This window comes from Patulibacter americanus DSM 16676, from assembly GCF_000420025.1.
Lineage (GTDB): Bacteria > Actinomycetota > Thermoleophilia > Solirubrobacterales > Solirubrobacteraceae > Patulibacter > Patulibacter americanus.
This window is the reverse complement of record NZ_ATUD01000001.1, coordinates 327,315-348,589: the sequence shown is the minus strand read 5'-3', so window position 1 is coordinate 348,589 and position 21,275 is coordinate 327,315. Positions and strand designations below refer to the sequence as shown.

19 protein-coding genes are annotated in these 21,275 nt (G+C 75.0%); 11 read left to right on the top strand and 8 right to left on the bottom strand.

What is annotated here, in order from left to right:
• Positions 1-5 precede the first annotated feature (5 nt).
• A complete protein-coding gene (locus F593_RS0101695; RefSeq protein ID WP_022927029.1) occupies positions 6-464 on the top strand; it encodes a GNAT family N-acetyltransferase in 459 nt (152 codons plus the stop codon).
• Positions 465-537: 73 nt separating this feature from the next.
• Here F593_RS0101695 and F593_RS0101690 read toward each other — a convergent pair whose 3' ends face one another.
• From F593_RS0101690 to xylA, 3 genes are read right to left on the bottom strand one after another with little or no spacing between them, the layout of a single operon-like run.
• A complete protein-coding gene (locus F593_RS0101690) occupies positions 538-1,737 on the bottom strand; it encodes an ROK family transcriptional regulator (protein ID WP_028721338.1) in 1,200 nt (399 codons plus the stop codon).
• Entirely contained in the window at positions 1,734-2,666 is a 933-nt protein-coding gene (locus tag F593_RS21590) for an aldose 1-epimerase (RefSeq protein WP_022927027.1), read from the bottom strand. Before F593_RS21590 ends, F593_RS0101690 begins: the two co-directional genes overlap by 4 nt.
• Positions 2,663-3,823 carry a xylose isomerase gene (xylA, locus tag F593_RS0101680; protein WP_022927026.1) on the bottom strand — a complete coding sequence of 387 codons (1,161 nt, stop codon included), beginning with the start codon at positions 3,821-3,823 and terminating at the stop codon, positions 2,663-2,665. Before xylA ends, F593_RS21590 begins: the two co-directional genes overlap by 4 nt.
• A gap of 190 nt (positions 3,824-4,013) precedes the next feature.
• Here xylA and F593_RS0101675 point away from each other — a divergent pair, with 190 nt between their 5' ends.
• The 4 genes from F593_RS0101675 to xylB are packed head-to-tail and all read left to right on the top strand — an operon-like array spanning position 4,014 to position 8,735.
• On the top strand, positions 4,014-5,132 hold the full coding sequence (locus tag F593_RS0101675) for a sugar ABC transporter substrate-binding protein (protein WP_157251477.1): 1,119 nt from the start codon (positions 4,014-4,016) through the stop codon (positions 5,130-5,132).
• A gap of 2 nt (positions 5,133-5,134) precedes the next feature.
• The gene (locus F593_RS21585; protein ID WP_084629242.1) at positions 5,135-6,031 is read left to right on the top strand and encodes an ATP-binding cassette domain-containing protein; all 897 of its coding nucleotides are present in this window, start codon (positions 5,135-5,137) and stop codon (positions 6,029-6,031) included.
• Positions 6,028-7,281 (top strand): sugar ABC transporter permease, encoded by a 1,254-nt coding sequence (locus tag F593_RS0101665; RefSeq protein WP_022927023.1) that lies wholly within the window; start codon positions 6,028-6,030, stop codon positions 7,279-7,281. Before F593_RS21585 ends, F593_RS0101665 begins: the two co-directional genes overlap by 4 nt.
• Complete coding sequence (xylB, locus tag F593_RS21580; protein WP_211216138.1) at positions 7,278-8,735, top strand: xylulokinase; 1,458 nt, start codon at positions 7,278-7,280, stop codon at positions 8,733-8,735. Before F593_RS0101665 ends, xylB begins: the two co-directional genes overlap by 4 nt.
• Before the next feature lie 123 nt (positions 8,736-8,858).
• Here xylB and F593_RS0101655 read toward each other — a convergent pair whose 3' ends face one another.
• Positions 8,859-9,260 (bottom strand): VOC family protein, encoded by a 402-nt coding sequence (locus F593_RS0101655; RefSeq protein ID WP_022927021.1) that lies wholly within the window; start codon positions 9,258-9,260, stop codon positions 8,859-8,861.
• A gap of 124 nt (positions 9,261-9,384) precedes the next feature.
• Here F593_RS0101655 and F593_RS21575 point away from each other — a divergent pair, with 124 nt between their 5' ends.
• From F593_RS21575 to purH, 5 genes are all read left to right on the top strand, one after another.
• Entirely contained in the window at positions 9,385-9,801 is a 417-nt protein-coding gene (locus tag F593_RS21575; RefSeq protein WP_033205235.1) for a MarR family winged helix-turn-helix transcriptional regulator, read from the top strand.
• 263 nt (positions 9,802-10,064) lie between these two features.
• A complete protein-coding gene (locus F593_RS0101645; protein WP_022927019.1) occupies positions 10,065-11,978 on the top strand; it encodes a RecQ family ATP-dependent DNA helicase in 1,914 nt (637 codons plus the stop codon).
• A 93-nt stretch (positions 11,979-12,071) separates the two neighbouring features.
• Positions 12,072-12,701: a phosphoribosylglycinamide formyltransferase gene (purN, locus tag F593_RS21570; protein ID WP_022927018.1), complete on the top strand. Its 630-nt coding sequence runs from the start codon at positions 12,072-12,074 to the stop codon at positions 12,699-12,701.
• A 264-nt stretch (positions 12,702-12,965) separates the two neighbouring features.
• Positions 12,966-15,515, top strand: coding sequence for an alpha/beta hydrolase (locus F593_RS0101635; RefSeq protein WP_022927017.1), 2,550 nt, complete (start codon positions 12,966-12,968; stop codon positions 15,513-15,515).
• 148 nt (positions 15,516-15,663) lie between these two features.
• Positions 15,664-17,316 carry a bifunctional phosphoribosylaminoimidazolecarboxamide formyltransferase/IMP cyclohydrolase gene (gene purH, locus F593_RS0101630; RefSeq protein ID WP_022927016.1) on the top strand — a complete coding sequence of 551 codons (1,653 nt, stop codon included), beginning with the start codon at positions 15,664-15,666 and terminating at the stop codon, positions 17,314-17,316.
• A gap of 210 nt (positions 17,317-17,526) precedes the next feature.
• On the opposite strand, the gene F593_RS0101625 is transcribed toward purH, so the two are convergent.
• A complete protein-coding gene (locus tag F593_RS0101625; protein WP_022927015.1) occupies positions 17,527-17,811 on the bottom strand; it encodes a hypothetical protein in 285 nt (94 codons plus the stop codon).
• A gap of 207 nt (positions 17,812-18,018) precedes the next feature.
• Here F593_RS0101625 and F593_RS0101620 point away from each other — a divergent pair, with 207 nt between their 5' ends.
• Complete coding sequence (locus tag F593_RS0101620) at positions 18,019-18,438, top strand: Rid family hydrolase (protein WP_022927014.1); 420 nt, start codon at positions 18,019-18,021, stop codon at positions 18,436-18,438.
• Here F593_RS0101620 and F593_RS0101615 read toward each other — a convergent pair.
• The 3 genes from F593_RS0101615 to F593_RS0101605 form a co-directional block, all read right to left on the bottom strand.
• A complete protein-coding gene (locus tag F593_RS0101615) occupies positions 18,426-19,106 on the bottom strand; it encodes a DUF4178 domain-containing protein (protein ID WP_022927013.1) in 681 nt (226 codons plus the stop codon). The two genes, F593_RS0101620 and F593_RS0101615, sit on opposite strands and share 13 nt — an antisense overlap.
• A 69-nt stretch (positions 19,107-19,175) precedes the next feature.
• Positions 19,176-20,843, bottom strand: coding sequence for a polyamine aminopropyltransferase (locus F593_RS0101610; RefSeq protein WP_022927012.1), 1,668 nt, complete (start codon positions 20,841-20,843; stop codon positions 19,176-19,178).
• Positions 20,840-21,274, bottom strand: a complete 435-nt coding sequence (locus F593_RS0101605) for a DUF350 domain-containing protein (RefSeq protein WP_022927011.1) — start codon at positions 21,272-21,274, stop codon at positions 20,840-20,842. The genes F593_RS0101610 and F593_RS0101605 overlap by 4 nt, the downstream gene beginning before the upstream one ends.
• Position 21,275: the final 1 nt, after the last annotated feature.

Here is a 21,275-nt window from a genome sequence, read left to right as displayed (position 1 = left end):
TCCGGGTGTCGGTGGTCCCGTGGGACGACGCCGAGGCGGTCGCCCTCCGCGAGCGTCAGGAAGCCGAGCTGCTCGCCCGGTACATGGAGCACGGCGAGCCGGGCGCCCCGCCGTCGGCGGCCGACATGGCCGTCTTCGTGCTCGCGCGCGACGAGGCCGGCACGGCCGTCGGCTGCGGTGGCCTGCGTCGCCTCGACATGGGCCCGCTCGAGCCCGCGGGCGCCGAGCTCAAGCGCATGTACGTGGTGCCGGAGTCGCGGGGCACGGGCGTCGCCGAGATCGTCCTGAAGGCGCTCGAGGACCAGGCCGCCCAGAACGGCTGGCGCACGCTGCGGTTGGCCACGGGGGACCGCCAGCCCGACGCCATCCGCTTCTACGCCCGCGCGGGCTACGCGGAGATCGAGCCGTTCGGCCCGTACGTCGGCGTCGAGCTCGTGCGCTGCTTCGAGCGGCGCCTGCGCTAGGCGCCCGGCCGGTCGCGGCCGGCCTTCGCAGGCCCTGGCCGGTCGGCACCTCCGTCGTCCGGGGTCGTCCGGGTCAGGACGCCGGCGCCATCACGGCCAGCGCCTCCGTCTCGGTCTCCGCCAGCACCAGGCCGATCGCGCCGAGCACCTCGGCGCGGTCGCCGAGCTGCGCCGGGATCACGCGGGCGTCGTCGCGGATCGCCGGGATCGCCGCCAGCGCGATCCCGTCGCGGACCGCGTCGACGAGCACGTCGCCGGCGAGCGCCATGTCGCCGCCGACCACCACGAGCTCGGGGTTGACGAGGTTGCAGATCGCGCCGACGGCCTGGCCGACGGTGCGCCCGGCGTCGGCGAAGAGCCGGCGGGCGCCGTCGTCGCCGTCGCGGGCGGCGCGCGTGGCGTCCTCGACGGTGAACGCCGGGCCGCGCAGCGGGCGCATGGCGGCCAGCAGCGCGGGGCCGGAGGCGACCGTCTCGATGCACCCCCGATTGCCGCAGCGGCAGATCGGGCCGTTCGGGTCGAGCACGACGTGGCCGAGCTCGCCCGTGATCCCGCGGTGCCCGCGGACCAGGCGCCCGTCGAGGATCAGGCCGGCGCCGATGCCGCCGGAGAGCATCACGTAGAGGACGTTGCGGGCGCCGCGGGCGGCGCCGTCGCGGACCTCGGCCAGCGCCCCGAGGTTGGCGTCGTTGTCGACGATGACGGGGCGGCCGAGACGCGCCTCGAGCTCCTCCAGCGGTGGGAGCTCGGGCCAGCCCGGCAGGATGTGCGCGCCGGCGGGCGCCTCCGGGGTGCGGACGATCGGCGCGGAGACCGCGACGCCGACGCCGACGGTGCGGTCCAGGTCGCTCTCGGCGTCGCCGAGCGCCGCGTGCACGAGCTCGACGGCCACGTCGATCGCCCCCGCGGGGTCGCCGTCGACGTCGAAGGCGCTGCGACCCTCGGCCAGCACGCCGCCCGAGAGGTCGGCCACGGCCACGCGCACGAGGTCGTGGCCGAAGTCGATCCCGACGACCCCGCCGCTGCGGGGGTTCAGGGCCAGCGCGATGGCGGGCCGGCCGACCTGGCCGCCGTCGCCACTCGCCGCTTGACGCTCGACGATCAGCCCGGACGCCTGCAGCTCGCCGACGAGCTTGGAGACCGTCGTGCGGGAGAGCCCGGTGGCCCGCACGAGCTCGACCCGGCTGGCCGTGCCCGAGCGGCGGAGCACGTCGACGATGCGCAGCCGGTTGCGGTCCTTGAGGGAGCCGAGCGTTCCGGGCGACGAGCTCATCCGGGGAGACGATAGCCGGGGGCACCCCGCGGCTCGACGTCGAGCGCGAAGGTGACCACGGCCGGCTCGCCACACCGCGCCCACGCCAGCCCACGCCCGTCGCGCAGCGCGTCCGTGGCGGCCGCCATCGGCTCGATCGATACGACGTCGACCTCGTCCGGGGCGAAGAGCTGGCTGACGGGGTAGCCGCCGGCCATGCGGACCCGCAGCGTGCGGCGGTCGTGGGCGAGCGTCCACGCCGCCCCCTCGCCCGTGCGGTAGCCGTCGTCGAACGTGCGGTCCCCGAGCGGCGCGTCCTCCGCGGGTTCGGCCCGTTCGCCGCCGTCGGGCAGCCCGTCAGGCGTGGCCGTCAGGCGGTCGCGCGGCGGGGCGCCCAGCCGCCAGTCGGCCCGCGGGGTGCCGGGGAGCCGCAGGTACGGGTGCCAGCCCACGACGACGGGGACGGGCTGGGCCGTCGTCGCGGTGATCCGCGCCGTGGCGGTGAGCCCGTCCGCGGCGAGCGCGATCTGCACGTCGACCTCATGGGGGAACGGGAACGGGGTGCCGTCCGCCCCCTCGTGGGCGAGGTGCGCCCGGGCCAGGGCGTCCCCCTCCCGCGTCACGGTCCATCCCGTCCCGGCCGCGGTCACCCCGTGGATGGCCAGGCCGCCGTCGTCGCGGGTGATCCCGGGCTCGCCCGGGGCCACGACGCCCTGCCGCCCGGCGAGCGCATACGTGTCGCTGCCCAGCCGGTTGGCCCACGGGTGCAGGAACGTGATCCCGCCGTGGGCCCCGTGGACCGCGGCGGCGGCGGGGAGCTCGGCGCCGGGGACGAGCAGCTCCTCCCCGCGGTCGGTGAGGGAGGCGATCTCGAGGACCGGCCCGCCGCGCACCAGGGCGGTGAGGGCGCCGCACCGCAGCGCGGCGCCCGCAGGGGTGGTCGTGGTCACCGCACGCCCATGAGCACGTCGACCGCCAGCTGGTCCAGGCGCTCGTTGCCGTAGCCGCGCACGGCCAGCGCCTCGAGGTCGTCGGCCGCGGCGCGCAGCTCCGCGGCCTCGCCGACGCCCGTGGTGGTCGACAGGCCGAGCTCGGCAACGGACGCGGCCTCCATCGCCTCCTGCACCTCGGGCAGCGCGTCGAAGTGGCGGGCCTTCTCGAGCAGCGCGGCGTAGGTCGACATGCAGCCTTCGGCGAACGCGCGCACGTCGGCCGCGTCGGCGTTGCGGTAGGCGTGGGCGTCGAAGTGCAGCGGCCCGTCGTAGCCGGCCCGGTCGAGCAGGCGGACGAGGTGGAAGGCCTCCTTCAGGTCCTCCGCGCCGAACCGGTAGTCCTGGTCGTAGCGGCCGATCCGCTGGGCGTTGAGGTCGATGTGGAAGAGCTTGCCGGCCCACAGCGCCTGCCCGACGCCGTGCTGGAAGGACAGCCCGGCCATCGTCTCGTGGGCGACCTCGGGGTTGACGCCGACGCGGTCGGGGCGGGCGAGGGTCGAGATGAAGTGCAGCGCGTGGCCGACGGTCGGCAGCCACAGGTCGCCGCGGGGCTCGTTCGGCTTCGGCTCGATGGCGAAGCGCAGGTCGTAGCCCTGCTCGTCGACGTAGTCGCCCAGCACGTCGATGGCCTCGCGGTACCGGTCCAGCGCGTCGCGGGGGTCCTTCGCCACGCCGACCTCCGTACCCTCGCGGCCGCCCCAGAACACGTAGACCTCGGCGCCCAGCTCGGCACCCAGGTCGATGGAGCGCATGGCCTTGCCGATCGCCGCGCGCCGCACGCCGCGGTCGTTCGACGTGAACGCCCCGTCCTTGAACGCGGGGTGGGTGAAGAGGTTCGTCGTGGCCATGCCGACGCCCAGGCCGTGCTCCTTCAGCGCCGCGCCGAAGCGGGCGACGATCCGGTCGCGCTCGGCGGCGGACGAGCCCCACGGCACGAGGTCGTCGTCGTGCAGGGACACGCCCCAGGCGCCGAGCTCGGCCAGCAGTCCGACGGAGTCGACCGGGTCGACGGGGGAGCGCGTGGGGTCACCGAACGGGTCGCGCCCGGGGTTGCCGACGGTCCAGAGGCCGAAGGTGAACCGCGGCTTCGGCGCGGAGGAGGAGGGGGTCGTCATGACGGGGAGTCCTACCAGCCCCGCCGGTCTTCCGGGCAAATCTGTTCGTAAGTCGGGGCGTCTGCCAATTCTTTTGTCCGCGCTCTTGACTTTATTCCTCCGGTGGTGAGAGATTGCCGCCCCGCTACGAGGACGCGGTACGCGACCACCGGATGTCCCGGCGGCGACGAGCGCGGCAGAGGAGAGAGCGATGAGGACCCAGATGACGACCCGCCGGGTACTGGCCGGTGCGGCGACGATGGTGGCGGCGCTCGGGCTGACGGCCTGCGGCTCCAGCGACGACGAGGGCTCCGGCGGGGGCGGGGGCGGGGGCGGCGAGGCCAAGGCCCAGAAGGTCGCCGTGCTGCTGCCCGACACGCAGAGCTCGGTGCGCTGGGAGACCGCGGACCGGCCGCTGCTCGAGGCGGCGTTCAAGGCCGCCGGCGTGCCGGTCGAGATCCAGAACGCGCAGGGCGACAAGTCGACCCAGCAGCAGCAGGCCGAGCAGGCGATCACCAACGGGGCGAAGATCCTGCTGCTGACGAACCTCGACTCGGGCTCCGGCGCGGCGATCGAGACGCAGGCCGCGGCCAAGGGCGTGAAGGTCATCGACTACGACCGGCTCACGCTGAAGGGCAAGGCCGACTACTACGTCTCCTTCAACAACGTCGAGGTCGGCAAGCTGCAGGGCCAGGGGCTCGTCTCCTGCCTGGGCTCGAAGACCAAGCCGCGGATCGCGCAGCTCAACGGCTCGCCCGACGACAACAACGCGACGCTCTTCGCACAGGGCTACAACAGCGTGCTCGACCCGCTCTACGCGGAGGGCAAGGCGGAGAAGGTCGCCGACCAGTCCGTCCCGGAGTGGGACAACCAGCAGGCGCTGACCATCTTCGAGCAGATGCTGCAGAAGACGGACGGCAAGATCGACGGCGTGCTGGCCGCGAACGACGGCCTGGCCAACTCCGTCGTCTCCGCCATGCGCTCGCGCAAGCTGCCGCCGGTGCCGGTCACGGGGCAGGACGCCACGATCCAGGGGCTGCAGAACATCCTCACGGGCGACCAGTGCATGACGGTCTACAAGGCCATCAAGAAGGAGGCCGACGCGGCGTCGAAGCTCGCGATCGCGCTCTCGAAGGGCGAGCAGCCGCCCGCCGGCCTCGTCAACGGCGAGTCCGACGACGGCGCCCGCAAGGTGCCGTCCGTCCTGCTGGATCCCGTCGCGGTGACGAAGGAGAACCTGAAGGAGACGGTACTGGCCGACGAGTTCGTCAAGCGCGACGAGCTGTGCGCCGGCAAGCTCGCGGCCGTCTGCGACAAGGAGGGGATCTGACGATGGCGGACGCTCCGGAGCGTCCGCCCGGGTCGGCGGCGCCCGTGGCCCCGGACGCCACCGGGGCTCCGGCCCCGGCGGCCGGCGGGGCCCCGGCCCCGGCCCCCGGCGGATCGCCCTTCGGCGGCGAGCCGCTGCTCGAGCTGCGCGGCGTGTCGAAGTCCTTCGGCGCCGTGCAGGCCCTCTACCGCGTGGACCTCGCCGTCCACGCGGGGGAGGTGCTCGCGCTCGTCGGGGACAACGGCGCGGGCAAGTCCACGCTGATCAAGTCGATCGCCGGCATCCACTCGATCGACGAGGGCGAGATCCGGTTCGCGGGGAAGCCCGTCTCGATCGGCGGCCCGAAGGACGCCGCGCAGCTCGGCATCGAGGTCGTCTACCAGGACCTCGCGCTCGCCGACAACCTCGACGTGGTGCAGAACATGTTCCTGGGCCGCGAGGAGACGAGCGGCCCGCTCCGGGGCCTGGACGAGACCGACATGGAGCAGCGCGCTCGCGAGACCCTCGCGGGGCTCTCCGTCACCACGATCCGCTCCGTGCGGCAGACGGTCGCCGGCCTCTCCGGCGGCCAGCGGCAGTCCGTCGCCGTCGCGAAGGCGGTGATGTGGAACTCGAAGGTCGTGATCCTCGACGAGCCGACCGCCGCGCTCGGCGTCGCCCAGACCCGGCAGGTGCTCGACCTCGTGCGGCGCCTGGCGGAGAAGGGCCTCGGCGTGATCCTCATCTCGCACAACCTCCACGACGTCTTCGAGGTCGCGGACTCCGTGTCCGTCCTGCGCCTCGGCCAGGACGTCGCCCGGTTCACCGTCGCCGACACGACGCAGGCCGCCGTCGTCGAGGCCATCACCGCCGGGGCGCTCGACACCGTGCCCGGTCAGCTCCAGGAGGTCAGCGCATGAGCTCGTCCACCGTCGACCCGACGCTGCACCCGACCACCGCCGCGCCGGCGCCCGGCGAGCCGCGCTCGCTCCGCGACGCCGCCGTCCGCTGGTGGGCCGACGTGAAGGGGGGCGAGCTCGGGGCCCTCCCGATCCTGATCGGGATGGTGATCATCGTCGTCGTCTTCCAGTCGCAGAACGACAACTTCCTGACGGCGGGCAACTTCCTCAACCTGGTCATCCAGGCGGCGGGGATCATGACGATCGCCATGGGGGTGGTCTTCGTCCTGCTGCTGGGCGAGATCGACCTCTCCGTCGGCTTCGTCTCGGGCGTCGGCGGGGCCATCGCCGCGCTCCTCACGCTCCCGGGCGGCAACTGGGAGTTCGCGGGGCTCCCGGCGATCGCCGTGGTGCTCGTCGTCGGCCTGCTCATCGGCACGCTCAACGGGCTCCTGTTCACGAAGGTCGGCATCCCCTCCTTCGTGGTCACCCTCGCCGGCCTGCTGGCGTGGAACGGCGCGGTCCTCGTCCTCATCGGCGACCAGGGCACCGTCGTCATCCAGAGCCAGACGATCATCGACCTGGCCAACGGCTTCATCTCGGCGGCGGCCTCGTGGGTCCTCGTCGCGGTGGGGATCGGCGGCTACGCGCTGAACCAGCTCGCCCGCCGGCGGACGCGGACGAGCAAGGGCCTGCCGGTCGACCCCGTGTCGCTGCTCGCGTTGCGCATCGGCGTCCTGGCCGTCGCGCTGATCGCGGCCGTGTGGGTCATGAACGAGGACCGCGGCGTGCCGTACGTCGTGCTGATGCTGGCGGTGCTGTTCGTCGTCGGCTCGTGGGTCCTGACGCGCAGCCGCTTCGGGCGCCACGTGATGGCGATCGGCGGCAACATCGAGGCCGCGCGGCGGGCGGGCATCCCCGTCGACCGCGTGCGGATCGCGTGCTTCGCGATCGCGTCGATGATGGCCACGCTCGGCGGCGTCGTGCTCGCCTCGCGCCTCACGTCGGTCGACACCGGCGCGGGCGGCGGGACGATCCTCCTCTACTCCATCGCCGCGGCCGTCATCGGCGGCACCTCGCTGTTCGGCGGGCGCGGGTCCATCCGCGCGGCCGTCCTCGGGGCGATCGTCATCGCGTCGATCGACAACGGGCTGGGGCTGCTCGGCCTGGCGTCGGGGACGAAGTTCATCATCACGGGTCTCGTGCTCCTCGCCGCCGTCACCGTCGACTCCGTCGCCCGCCGCAACCTCGCCGGATCGGGCCGCGGGTGAGCGGGGTGCGCCTGCTCGGCCTCGACGTCGGCACGTCGTCCGCCAAGGGCGTCGTGGTCGACGAGGAGGGACGCGTGCTGGCCGAGGCCGAGCGCGCGTACCCCCTCTCGACCCCGCACCCGGGCTGGGCCGAGCAGGACCCCGAGGACTGGTGGCGCGCGGCCTCCGAGGTGCTCGAGGAGCTCGGGGCCGACGAGGTCGACGGGATCGGCCTGACGGGGCAGATGCACGGCCTCGTCGTGCTCGACGCGGACCAGCGGCCGCTACGGCCGGCGATCCTCTGGAACGACGGGCGCAGCCAGCCGCAGTGCGATGCGCTGGTGGAGGAGCTGGGTCTGGAGCGGCTCGTGGCGCTGTCGGGCAACCGGCCGCTGGCGGGCTTCACCGCCCCCAAGCTGCGCTGGCTGGCCGAGCACGAGCCCGACGTTCACGCGCGGATCGCGCACGTGCTGCTCCCGAAGGACTACGTGCGGCTGCAGCTCTGCGGGGTCCTGGCGACGGACGTCTCCGACGCCTCGGGCACGCTGCTGCTCGACGTGGGGGAGCGGGCGTGGAGCCCGGCGCTGGCCGAGGCGCTTCGGGTCGACCCGGCGTGGCTGCCGGAGCTGCTGGAGAGCGCCGCGGTCTCCGGTCGCACCGCGGCGGGCGTGCCCGTCGCGGCGGGGGCGGGGGATCAGGCTGCGGGCGCGGTCGGGATGGGGGTCGTCGGCGACGGCGGTCCCGCCTCGGTCGTGCTGGGCACCTCGGGCGTCGTCTTCGCCGGGCGCCGCGCCTTCTCGCCCGACCCCGAGGGGCGGCTGCACGCGTTCTGCCACGCGGTGCCCGGCGGCTGGCACGTGATGGGCGTGATGCTCTCCGCCGCCGGCTCCCTGCGCTGGCTGCGCGACGCCTGCGGGACCGACGTCGGCTTCGACGCGCTGGTGGCCGAGGCGGAGGCCTGGGCGCCCGGCGCCGAGGGGCTGCGGTTCGCCCCGTACCTCGCGGGCGAGCGCACGCCCTACCCCGACGCCGACGTGCGCGCGGCGTTCGTCGGCCTGGGCCTGCGCCACGACCGCGGCGCGCTCGTGCGCAGCGTGCTCGAGGGCGTGGCGTTCGGGCTGCGCGACTCGCTCGACCTGATCGCCGAGGTCGGCCCCCGGCCGCCCGTCGGCCGCGTGTCGGGCGGCGGCGCCGAGTCCGAGCTGTGGCTGCGGATCCTCGCCTCGGTCCTGGATCTGCCCCTGGAGCGCACCGCGGTGGCCACGGGCGCGGCGTTCGGCGCGGCGCTGCTCGGCGGCGTTGCGGCGGGGACGTTCGACGACGTGGAGGCGGCGATCGACGCGTGCGTGCACCCCGTCTCGCGCGTCGAGCCCGACCCGGAGTGGGTCGCGGCCTACGCGGGGCTGCTGGCCGGGCACCGGGCGCTCTACCCGATGCTCACGGGTGGGGGCGCCCCGGGCGGCGCCGCGACGTAGGAGGAGTTCCTCCCGGAGATCGACCGCCGTACGGCGGTCGGCCTCCGGCGGATCCGTCGCGGCTCCTTCGACGGGTGCTCGGGCCGAACACGCGCACACCCGACGCGATCCGGCGTGAGCCCGTCAGCGTCCCGCGAACCGACGGATGGCCTCGTCCGTGACGGGGCTGAAGAGGTTCACGAGGTTCCCGTCGGGGTCGCGGAACAGCACGGAGCGGTTGCCCCACGGCATCGTGGTGGGCTCCTGCACCCAGTCCGAGACCAGGGGCCGGAGCCGGGCGTGCTCGGCGTCCACGTCGTCGACCCGGAACTCGACGATCACGCTGCGGTTGTCGGCGGCGCGGGCCGCGCCCGCGCCGAACAGCGCCACGGTCTGCGTGTGCCCGATCGCGAGGGTCGCGGTGGGCAGCACGAACTCGGCGAACGGCGGCGCGGGCCGCTGCGCCGTCACGCCGGTGACGGCCTCGTAGAAGGCGACGAGACCGTCGAGGTCGTCGGTGATGATGCGCAGCGAGGCGAGGTGCACGGTGGGGTCTCCGGACGGGTGGGGGCGGGCGTCCGGAGACGTCCGCCGTGGGCACTAGACTGACCACACCGTGACAAAGCGACAACGTGTTGTCAATTACGAGGACGGCGGACCCGACGAAGCGGTGGCGGCGTTCATCGCCGATGTCCTCGAGCTCGCCGGTCTGTTTCGCCGCGGTGCGGACGGCATCGCCCGGGAGGAGGGGCAGACGCAGGCGCGGTGGTACGCGCTGAGCGTCTTCTCCGCCGAGCCACTCACGGTCTCGCAGGCCGCGCGGCGCCTCGGCACCACCCGTCAGGGGCTCCAGCGCACCGCGGACGACCTGGTGGACCGGGGACTGGCCACCGTGGAGCCCAACCCGGACCACCGCACGTCGCCCTTCATCCGGCTCACCGAGGAGGGCCGGGCCGTCCTCACCCGCATTTCGGAGGCGGCTACGGTGACGCGCCGCCGATGGCTGCCCGACCCCGACCTCGACGAGCTCGAGGGCGCGCACGCGGTCGTCCGGCGGCTGCGCGACACGCTGCGGGAGCAGCTCTGAGGCGGGGCGGCCGCGGCCGCCCCTCCCGGGTCCTCCTCCCACCGCACTCCGTCAGCCACGTGGAACCCCGCCTCCTTCGGCGCGTTCGTCAGCGGTGCGAGGACCGCTCGCACGGCCGGGGCACCGCCACCACGAACGCGCGGAGAACTCAGGGGAGGAGATACCCGGCGGTCGGGCCTCGCCCCCGGGGCCCTGTGCCGCAGGCGTGCCGGAACCGTGCACCTCGGCCTTTCGTCCCCCCGCGGCTCTACCGTGGAGGGTCGATGTCGCCGGCCGTCACCTCGGAGGATCCGCTCCTCGACACCCTCAGCGGCATCTTCGGGTTCTCCGGTTTCCGGCCGGGACAGGAGGACGCCGCGCGCGCCGCGTTCGAGGGCCGCGACGCGCTCGTCGTCATGCCCACGGGCGCCGGCAAGTCGCTCACCTACCAGCTGCCCGCGCTCTGCCGGGACGAGCTGACGATCGTCGTCTCGCCGCTGGTCTCCCTCATGCGGGACCAGGTCGACCAGCTCAACGGGCGCGTCGGCCGGGCCGACCCGCAGCACGTGCTCTACCCGACCCCGCCCGCCGCGCTGCTCTCGGGCCAGCAGGACCCGGCGGCCAACGCGCGGACGGTCGAGCGTGCGGTCTCCGGCGAGGTCAAGCTCCTCTACGTCGCCCCGGAGCGGTTCGGCTCGAAGGCGTTCCTCGAGCGCATCCGCCACGCCCGCGTGGGCCTGTTCGTCGTCGACGAGGCGCACTGCGTGTCCCAGTGGGGTCACGACTTCCGGCCGGACTACTTCCGCCTGGCTGACGCGGCCCGCTGGCTCGGCGCCACGTCGCTCCTGGCCGCCACGGCGACCGCGACGCCGCAGGTCGCCCTCGACATCGAGCGGCGTTTGCTCCTGGACGACCCGGTGCACGTGCGCACGGGCTTCGACCGTCCCGCGCTGTCCTTCGTCGTCCGCCGCTGCGCCGGCCAGGTCGAGCGCCGCGGCCGGCTGCTGGCCGCCCTGCGCGAGCCGGCCGCGCTGCCGGCCATCGTCTACGCCGGCACCCGCGACAACGCCGACCGCCTCGCGGCCGACCTCGGCCAGGCGCTCGGCGTCGAGGCCGTCAGCTACCACGCGGGTCTGGACCGGGACCGCCGCGACGAGGCGCAGCGCCGGTTCATGAGCGGCGAGGTCCCGCTGGTCTGCGCGACGAACGCGTTCGGCATGGGCGTCGACAAGGCCGACGTGCGCACCGTCGTCCACGACTCCGCGCCGCCGTCGATCGAGGCGTGGTACCAGGAGGCCGGCCGCGCCGGCCGCGACGGCCAGCCGGGCAAGGCGCTGCTGCTCGCCGACGGCCGCGACAAGGGCCTGCACCGCTACTTCATCGAGCGCGGCGAGGTCGACGAGCGCGACCTCGACCGCATCGCCGCCGCCGTCGTCCGCGGCGCGCCCGAGGGCCGGTTCGACCTGGGCGTGGGCGACCTCGGGGTCGACGCCGAGTCGGTCCGCGCGGTCTTCGGCCACCTGACGCAGGCGGGCATGGTGCAGCCCGCGCCGGGCCCGCCCGACCGCATCCGCGGCCGGCTCCTCGGCCCCTACGACGACGTCATCCGCACCGAGGTGCGGGAGCTCGCGCGCGAGGCGCAGGGCAAGCGCTGGGCCCAGTACCGCACGCTCTGGGAGTTCGTCGAGAGCGACACCTGCCGCCGCGCGGCGGTGCTGCGGCACTTCGGCGACCCCGAGGCCCGTGTCGGCGGCCATCCGACGGTCGCCTGCTGCGACTCCTGCGATCCCGGGCTCCTGCCCGACGCGGGGGTGCCACCGGGCCGGGGGCGAGACGCCGGGCGCCGCGAGTCCGCGGGCGCCCGGTCGGCGGCACGACGACTGACGGGCGGCGCGCGCCGGCTGGACGAGGACCTCGCCGCGGCGGTCGACGCCTCGATCGTCGAGGTCATCCGCGACGCGCAGCCGCCGCTGGGCCGTACCCGCGTGGCCGAGGTCCTGCGCGGCGGCCGCTCGCAGCGCCTGATCGACCACGGCTGGGACGGCCTGCCCGCCTACGCCCGCCACGCCGACCTGCGCGCGGCCGACGTCCTCGAGCGGGTCGACGGGCTGCTCGAGGCGGGCACGATCCGGTCGACGGCGGGGGCGTACCCCGTGCTGGAGCTCGCGGGGGACCGAGCGGGGCTCGCCGGGGACTAGGACGGGGCTCGCGCGCCGCTCGGCCCCTCGAGCGCGGGTGGTCGTCGCGGCGGCCAGGGTCGCGGGGCCGGGGCGACGTATCCTGCTCCGCGCATGCCCGCGCCGTCCGAGTCCCCCGAGTCCTCCCGCCGCGCCCTCCGGGTCGGCGTCCTCGCCTCGGGGCAGGGCACGAACCTGCAGGCGCTCCTCGACACGGTCCACGGGCGCGAGGCCACCGTCGTCGCCCTCGCGTGCGACAAGCCGGGCGCGCGGGCCCTCGAGCGGGCCGCGGGCGCCGGCGTCCCGACCCGCGTCTTCCCCCGCGGCGAGCACACGACCCGCGAGGACCGCGACGCCGCGATCGCCGCGTGGCTCCAGGAGCAGGACGTCGAGCTCGTCGTCCTCGCGGGCTACATGGCGATTCTCACTCCGGTCTTCATCGCGGCCTACGCCGGGCGCATCGTCAACGTGCACCCCTCGCTGCTCCCCGCGTTCCCCGGCATCCGCGCGATCGAGCAGGCCGTGGAGCACGGCGTCGAGGTCTTCGGCGTCACCGTCCACCTCGTGGACGACGGCGTCGACACCGGCGCGATCCTGCTCCAGGACGCGCTGCGGATCCCTGGCCGCCCGACGCCGGAGCAGGTCCACGACGCGCTGCGCCCGATGGAGCACCGCCTGCTGCCCGAGGCCGTGCGGCTGGCGGCCCGCGGCGAGCTGCGGCCGGTCCGCGACCTGACGTCCTGAGGCGGGCGTCGGCCTGAGGCGCGCCGCCTTACGCGCCCCCGCCGGGACGCCCCGTCCCACGTCCCCGAGGCGTCTGCGGTGTATCCGGCCACCCCGTAGGCGCGGAGGGGCCGCGTGCGGTGGAGGGGGTGTGCGGCGGGACAGCCCGGCCCCCGCGGCTCTTGGCCAGGCGCACAGCGGCGGCCGAGGCGGGTGCTCCTAGCGTGGTCGGGCCGCGTGTGAACGGACCGCGCGGCACCGCACCCCACTCCTCGGAAGGACCCCGTGACCATCCACGGACGACGCTCATCCGGCGCCACGCAGCCCCCCACGCGCACCGCGCGCGGCGGCCCGCGGCGCACCCTGACCACGCTGCTGGCCGCCCTGTTGGTGCTGCTCGGTGCCGCCACGCCGGCCCTGGCCGCCGGCGACGCCGGCGTGCCGGATCCGCTGGCCCCCGGGCCCTACGGCACCCAGAAGCTCGAGTACGACGCCGGCACCCTGCTCCTCAACCTCCCGACCGCCGGGCAGACCACGAGCGTGCCGATGAAGGGCTCGATCGTCCACCCGACGGGCACGAAGGGTCATCCCGCGAAGGTCATCGTGTTCGTGCACGGCCGGCACGCCGTGTGCATCGGGGGCCCCACCGGCACCACCCCGGTGCCCGGTCCCGCGCCCGGCCAGTGCGCCGACGGCACCGCACCCGACGGCACGCCGATCTCGACCGACATCCGCAACTACGGCGGCTACGACCACATGTCGGAGAACCTCGCCAGCCACGGCTACGCCGTGATGAGCATCGAGGCGAACGTGACGGGCTTCGACCAGGGCTACGTCGACCGCGGCGCGGACGCCCGCTCGCAGATCATCAACGCCTCCCTCAGCCTGCTGGACCGCTGGAACAACGGCCGCGGCCCCGTCACGAGCGACCCGTCCACGACCGTCGGGCTCAAGCTCGTCGGCCGGCTCGAGCTCTCCAGCGGCGTGGGGCTCATGGGCCACTCCCGCGGCGGCGACGCGGTCACCGACTTCGTCACCTACAACCGCAACCTGCGGACCGCCTGGCCGCTGGCCGGCGTGGTCGCCCTGGCCCCGACGTACTTCACGAACCGCCGCACCCCCGAGGGCACGAACTACGCGTCCCTTCTGCCGGCCTGCGACGGCGACGTCTCGCCCCTGCACGGCGCGCGGCTGTACGAGAACGCGAAGTACGCGCCCGGCAACGACGCCGTGGCGAAGGTCCAGTGGTACGTGCAGGGCACGAACCACAACTTCTTCAACTCCGTTTGGACCGGCGACGACTTCCGCGTGCCGGGCGACCCGGCCTGCTCGCGCGACGCCGCCTCGACCGCTCGCCTGTCCCCGGCGGACCAGCGCAACGTCGGCACGGCGCTCATGAACGGGTTCCTCCGGCGCTACGTCGGCGGCGAGAAGGCGTTCGACCCGCTCATGACGGGCGAGGTCACCCTGCCGTCCGCGGCCTGCCCCGCCACGAGCGGCAAGGGCTGCGCCGAGCAGGTCAAGACGAGCTACGTCGGCCCGAAGGCCGGACGCCTCGACGTGCTCCAGCCCAAGCCGGCCGCCGACCCGTCGACGGCGGACGGCACGGCCGGGCCGGTCGACCCCGCCGCGACGACGACGGCCGCCACGGGCGGTCCGATCACGAAGACGGGCCTGACGGCGTTCGAGGTCTGCCGTCCCGCGACGACGCTGTTCCCCGGTGGTCCGCCCACGCCGTCCGACTACCCGCTGTGCCCGCAGATCGCCACAGTCCCCGGCGTGCCGGCCACGGGCACCTCGCCGGCGGTTCCGGCCGTCCCCGGCGTCTTCAACCGCTCCTGGGGCAGCCAGTTCACCGTCGCCTGGAACGGTCCCGCGTCGATCAAGGCCGAGATGGGTCCCGCCGGCACGGTGACGAAGGACGTCTCCCGCTTCGGCACGCTCAGCATGCGCGTCGCCACCAACCGCGGCGACGCCCGCAACCCGGTGGGGGACGACGCCAACCCGGCGTCGGCCACGCAGGACTTCGACGTGACGCTTGTGGACGCTGACGGCGCCCGCGCGACCACGTCGGTGGCCCGCTGGACGACCTCGCTGGAGCCGTCGATCGGCACGGCCTACAAGCACGTGGTCCTCAACGGCGCGCGGATCCCGCTCGCGGCGTTCTCGGGCGTCGACCTGACGCGGATCCGGACGGTGGAGCTCGGCTTCGGCCAGCGCACGCCGATGGGTTCGATCCAGCTCGCCGACGTGGCGTTCCAGGAGCAGGCCAAGGCCGCCGCCCCGACGGCGGTCGAGCCGTCCGTCCCCGCGCCGGACGGCCCGCCCTCGGCGGTCGGCACGCTCGTGTCCACCCCCGCGCAGGCCGGCACCGCCGGCACGGGCAGCGCGGCGCCGGCCACGCCGTCCGCTCCGGGTACGAAGACCGCGCCGGGCGCGAAGGCCTGCGTCGACGCGAGCGCGCCGCGCAGCCGCGTCTCGTCCCTGCGGCTCACCCGCACGGGCCTGAAGGTGCTGGGCCGGGCGTCGGACCGGGGTTGCAGCACGGCCACGGGCAAGGCGGTCGCGGGCAGGAACGGCGGCGGCGTGCGGCGCACGGTCGTCTCCGTCAGCCGTCGCGCCGGCACGGCGTGCCGGTTCGTCACCCGCCGCGGCACGCTCGGCGAGAAGGCCGCCTGCGACAGCCCGGTGGTCCTCTACGCCAAGGGCACCACGGCCTACGGCCTGACGCTCCGGACGACACTGCCGAAGGGCCGCTACACCGTCACCGTCGCGACGTACGACCGGGCGGGCAACCTGACCCGGGCGGCGAAGCGCACGGTGCGGGTGGCCTGACGCACCCCGTCGGCCCGGCCTCGTGCCGGGCCGACGGCCGCGCCGGGGCTGCGGCGCCTCGCCCCACGGGGCGGGGCGACGGTCCGCGGACGCCGGCGAGCCCGCGGCGGCCGGGTGAGCCACGGACGTGCCCTCTATCCTCGTCCCCGTGCCGGATCCGCTCGAGACACCCACCCCCGACCGCGTCCCGATCCGCCGAGCACTGCTCTCGGTGTCGGACAAGACGGGGCTGGCCGAGCTCGCCAAGGCCCTGCATGACGCGGGCACCGAGCTGATCTCCACCGGCGGCACCGCGAAGGCGATCGCCGACGCCGGGATTCCCGTCGTCGCCGTCGACGACGTCACGGGCTTCCCCGAGATGATGGACGGGCGCGTGAAGACGCTGCACCCGCGCCTCTTCGCCGGCATCCTCGGCGTCCGCGGGCTCGACACCCACGCCCAGGCGGCGGCCCAGCACGAGATCGGCTGGATCGACCTCGTCGTCGTGAACCTCTACCCCTTCGAGGAGACGATCGCCCGCGAGGGCGTGACGATGGCCGCCGCCATCGAGAACATCGACATCGGCGGGCCCTCCCTCATCCGCGCGGCCGCGAAGAACCACGGCTACGCGACGATTCTCACCGACCCGGCGCAGTACGCCGCCGTGATCGACGAGCTCCAGGCCTCGGACGACGCGTCCCTCTGCCTCGCCACGCGCCGCAACCTCGCGCTGCAGGCCTACGCGACGACCGCCCGCTACGACGCCGCGATCTCGGGCTTCCTGCAGGGCCGCGAGGAGTTCGACGGCACCGAGCTGCCCCTCGGGCACCCCGCCGGTCGGCTGGCCTCGGGCGGCCGCGTCCCGTTCCCGCCCACCTTCTCGCACGGCTACGTCCGCGAGCACACGCTGCGCTACGGCGAGAACCCGCACCAGCGCGGCGCGTACTACCGCCGCGCGGGCGCCCCGGCGCACCTGCTCTCCGGCGTCGAGCAGCTCCACGGCAAGGAGCTCTCCTTCAACAACCTGCTCGACCTCGAGGCCTCGCGCGCCATCGCCCGCGAGTTCGACGAGCCGGCCGCCGTCATCGTCAAGCACAACAACCCGTGCGGGGCGGCCATCGGCGGCTCCAGCGTCGAAGCGTTCCAGCGCGCGCTCGCGTGCGACCCCGTCTCGGCGTTCGGCGGCATCGTCTCGCTGACCCGCCCCGTCGACAAGGCCGCGGCCGAGGCGCTCTCGCGCCTGTTCGTCGAGGTCCTCTTCGCCCCGGCGTTCGACGACGACGCGCTCGAGATCCTCACCCAGAAGCCCAACGTGCGCCTGCTGCGCGGCGACGACGCCCCGCTCAAGGGCCTGGAGCGGCTCGACGTCCGCTCCGTCGCCGGTGGCGTGCTCGTCCAGGATCACGACACCGTCGTGACGGACCGCTCTACGATGACGGTCCCGACGTCCGCCCAGCCGACGGACGACCAGTGGCGCGACATGCTCTTCGCCTGGCGCGTCATGCGCCACGTCAAGTCCAACGCCATCGTCTACGCGAAGGACGGCGCCACCGTCGGCATCGGCGCCGGCCAGATGAGCCGCGTGGACTCCGCCCGCATCGCCATCGACAAGGCGCGCGAGAACGGCCTCGACCTGCGGGGCGCCGCCATGGCCTCCGACGCGTTCTTCCCGTTCGCCGACGGCGTGGAGGTCGGCCTGGCGGCCGGCGTCACGGCCGTCATCCAGCCCGGCGGCTCCGTCCGCGACGACGAGGTCGTGGCCGCTGTCGACGCGGTGGACGCGACGATGGTGTTCACGGGCCGCCGGCACTTCCGCCACTAGGGGCGGCCGGAGGGGCGGGCCGGGACGCCGGGCGCGATCAGGAAGCCCGGTCGCGTGGCGAGGCGGATCACCGTCCTCGGGCGACGACGATCCGCCTCGACTGTGCCGCCGTGACCGGGCGGGCGGCTGGTGAGGTGGATCGCTGTCGTCATGCGACGGCAACCCACCTCGACCGTGCGCGCCCGGCCGGGGGTTCGGCCTGGGCCGCCCCTACCGCTCGTCGGGCCAGCGGCCGCGGCGGCGGAACGCGTCGCGGGCGCCCTGCTCGCGGTCGCGGTCGCCCTGGCTCGAGATGCCCAGGCGGATCCACAGGTCCGCCACGACGGCGACCACGGCGGCCCCGACGAACACGACGGCGAGCTCCGTCGACACGACGACCGCGGCGATCACCCCGAGCGCCAGCAGCACGCCGGGGATGCCGACGCGCGCGATGCGGGCGGATCCGGCGTCGCGCCGCGAGCCGGCGCGGTCGGTGGGGGAATGGGGCTGGGGCACGGGGCACCTCCGGTGGGGTCCTCTGCCCCTACCCGGCCGCTCGGCGCCCGTCACGCGGCGCGCCCGCGTCCGTCACCCGGCGGTGCGCACCGGTCGACGGCCTGCCCCCGACGCACCCCGGGGTGCAGGCCGTCGGGAACGCCCGCCGCCCCGCATCCCCTCCCGGCGGACAGGACGCCCGGCGGACCGACGCCATAGCCTGGGGGGATGAGTCGGGATCAGGACCGCGTCCAACGCTTCCACTCCGGCGGCCCCTGGGAGACCGAGGTCGGCTACTCCCGCGCCATCCGCGTGGGCGACCGCGTGCTCGTCTCCGGCACGACCGCCGCGCGCGGCGAGGAGCCCATCCCCGGCGGCGCGGGCGAGCAGGCGCGGATCGCGCTCGAGACGATCGAGTTCGTCCTCGAACAGGCGGGGTCCGAGATGCGCGACGTCGTCCGCAGCCGCATCTTCGTCGTCGACCTCGCCCACAACGGCGACGCCGTCCTCGCCGCCTACGGCCGGGCGCTCCGTGGCGCGCGGCCGACGATCTCGACGCTCGGCGTGGCCGCGCTCGTGGACCCGCGGCTGCTCGTCGAGATCGAGGTCGAGGCGATCGTCGGGGCGGGCGCGGTCTACGAGGGCTGAGCGGGCGGGCGCGGCTCCGCGCCCGGTTCGTCGGCGTCGCCTGCGTCCGTCGTCGAGGCGCCGTCCAGGGGCCACACGTCGATCATCTGCGCGGGGACGACGTTCCCGATCCACGTGTGGGGGCGCTCCTCGCCCGCCGACCACTCGAGCACGAGCCGGCGCGCGCGCAGGTCCTGGCGGGTGAGGACGGTGCGGAACACGTCCGCGTCGGGCAGCGGCACCCGGGCCGCACGCGGTAGCCTGCGCTCGCCCTCGGCGCGGGCGGGGGAGGAGCCGTCCTCGATCCGCACCCACTCGTGGTCGCGCCAGGTCAGGCGCTCGGCCGCGGGGTCCAGCGTCTCGGGCCGCTCGGCGCGCACGGCGAAGACGACGTGGTCGACCCCGGGCGAGGTCGCCATCCAGCCCGACTGGCCACGGTCGTCGAGGTGCCACGCCGCCCAGGCGACGCCGTCGGCGGGACGGACGTGCTGCACGCCGATCACGTCCCACCGCTGGTCGTCGTACACGAGCTCGGCGCCGACCCCGAGCCGGTCGATCCCCGCGGGCGGCGCGGACGGGCGGCCGCGCCGGGCGGCGGCGTGCGGCGTGCGGCGGGCGAGCCGGAGGGTCATGCCGAAGGCGGCGACCATGCAGGCGCCGAGCACCACCAGGACGATCGCGGTCACCATCGCGTCGAGGATAGGTCGGGCGCAGGCAAGCGGGCGGCGAGGGTCCCCCCGAGGCCCTGCCCGCCGGTCTTAGTAGTCGCCCCAGCCCTTGCGGGTGTAGTCCAGGATCACCGGGCGGTCGAGCGTCGTCGGGCGGACGTCGCGGGGGCCGCGGTCGCGCGGGAACGTGGCGCCGGCGCGCAGCGTGGCGTCGTCGAGGAACCGCAGGCCGGGCGGCGGCGGGTCGCCGACGGAGAGTGCGGGCGGCGTATCGGTGGTCCCGGCGGGGGAGGCGATCCAGTAGCCCCAGTCCCCGAAGGTCGGCACGTCCACGTGGTACGGGCGAGCCCGCCAGCCCGCCAGGTCCAGCGTCTTGCCCACCGACCAGAAGGCGTCCGGGGCGAAGTACGGGGAGCCCGCCTGCACGACGGCCACGCCGCCGGGGGCGAGCACGCGGGTGCGGACCATGCCGTAGAGCTCGGCGCTGTAGAGCCGGGCGAGGCCCTGGTCGTCCGGGTCCGGGAAGTCGACGATGACGACGTCCCAGTCGCCCCTCCCCGCCGGGTGGTCGCGGACCCAGCCGAACGCGTCGGCGTTCGTGACGGTGACCCGGCGGTCCTCGAGCGCCCCGCCGTTCATCCGCCGCAACCGCGGGTCTCGGCGCGCCAGGCGCGTCATCGCGGGGTCCAGGTCGACGAGCTCCACGGCGGCGACGTCCGTGTGGCGCACCACCTCGCGCACCGCCATCCCGTCGCCGCCGCCGAGCACGAGGACCCGGAGCCCGCGCCGCCGGGCGTCCGCGGGGGCCGCCGCGAGGGCGGGGTGTACGAGCGCCTCGTGGTAGCGGTACTCGTCGCGGCTCGAGAGCTGCAGGTCGCCGTTGAGGTAGAGCCGCACGTCGCTCGTGCCGCGCAGCGAGAGGCTCTCGGTCACGTCGATCTCCTGGTAGGGCGTGCGCTGCGAGACGACGATGGGGTCGTCGTAGAGCTGCTGCCGGGCGGAGACCTCGAAGCGCCCCGCGTAGGCCAGGCCGCCGACGACGAGGACGGCGCCCACGAGGATCGCGGCGAGGGACCCCAGCCGCGCGCGACGCGAGAGGTCCTCGCGGAAGACGACGAAGACGATGATCGCCGCGCACGCCAGGTTGACGAGCCCGGCGGCGAGGGCCCCCCGCATCTGGCCGAGTAGCGGGAGCAACAGGAACGGGAACGCGAGGCCGCCGACGAGCGCCCCGACGTAGTCCGCGGCGGTCAGGTCGGCCAGCGCGCGGGCGGCGGCCTGCCGGCGCACCCGCTGCAGCAGCTCCATCAGGAGCGGGAGCTCGGCGCCGACGAGGCCCCCGCAGACGAGCGAGGCCACGACGACGGCCGGGGTGTAGACCCCGGCGTAGGCGAACGCGGCGTAGCACGCGAGGACGGAGAACCCGCCCGCCACGGCGACCCCGGTCTCGACGACGACGAACGCCGGCAGCGGCCACCGCAGCAGCGGCTTGGCGGCGAGCGCGCCGAGGCCGAGGGCGAAGACGAACAGCGAGATGACCAGCGAGGTCTGCGTGACGGACGCCCCGACGAGGACGCCGCCCAGCGCGATCAGCGCCAGCTCGTAGACGAGGGCGCAGGCCGCGCACGCGCCGGCCGCGAGCAGCAGGACCGCCCGCAGGTGCCGGCCCGGGCCCGCGGACGCCCCGTCCGCGGGGGCCGCGTCCGCGGGGGCGTCGGGCGCCGGCGCGTGGTCGTCCGCGGCCGGCGCGACGCTCACGAGATCGACGCGGCCACCACGGCCCCCACCGCGAGGTGGGTCACCACGGTGATCCACACCGCGGGGTGGTGGTCGTCGTGCGCGACCATCGCGCCGAGATCCCCGGGGGTGAGGGCGTCGACGACGCGGAACACGAGCCCGATCAGCAGCACGCCCAGCAGGCCGTAGCCGAAGGAGTCGATCAGGCCCTTGCCGAGGTCGTCGGAGGAGGAGAGGATCGCCACCACGACGGTCGTGGCGTTGGCGACCAGGCCCGAGGCGAGGACGAGCGTCAGGTCCTTGTTGCGGTCGTCCCAGATCTGCCGGCGGAGGTTGCCCGGCGTCGCGAGGTCGACGGTCACGAAGCCCGCGAGGAGGATGAGCAGGCCGACGACGGAGTACGCCGCGGCCGCCCCGATGCCGGTCGCGAGGTCGTTGAGGTGATCGGTCATG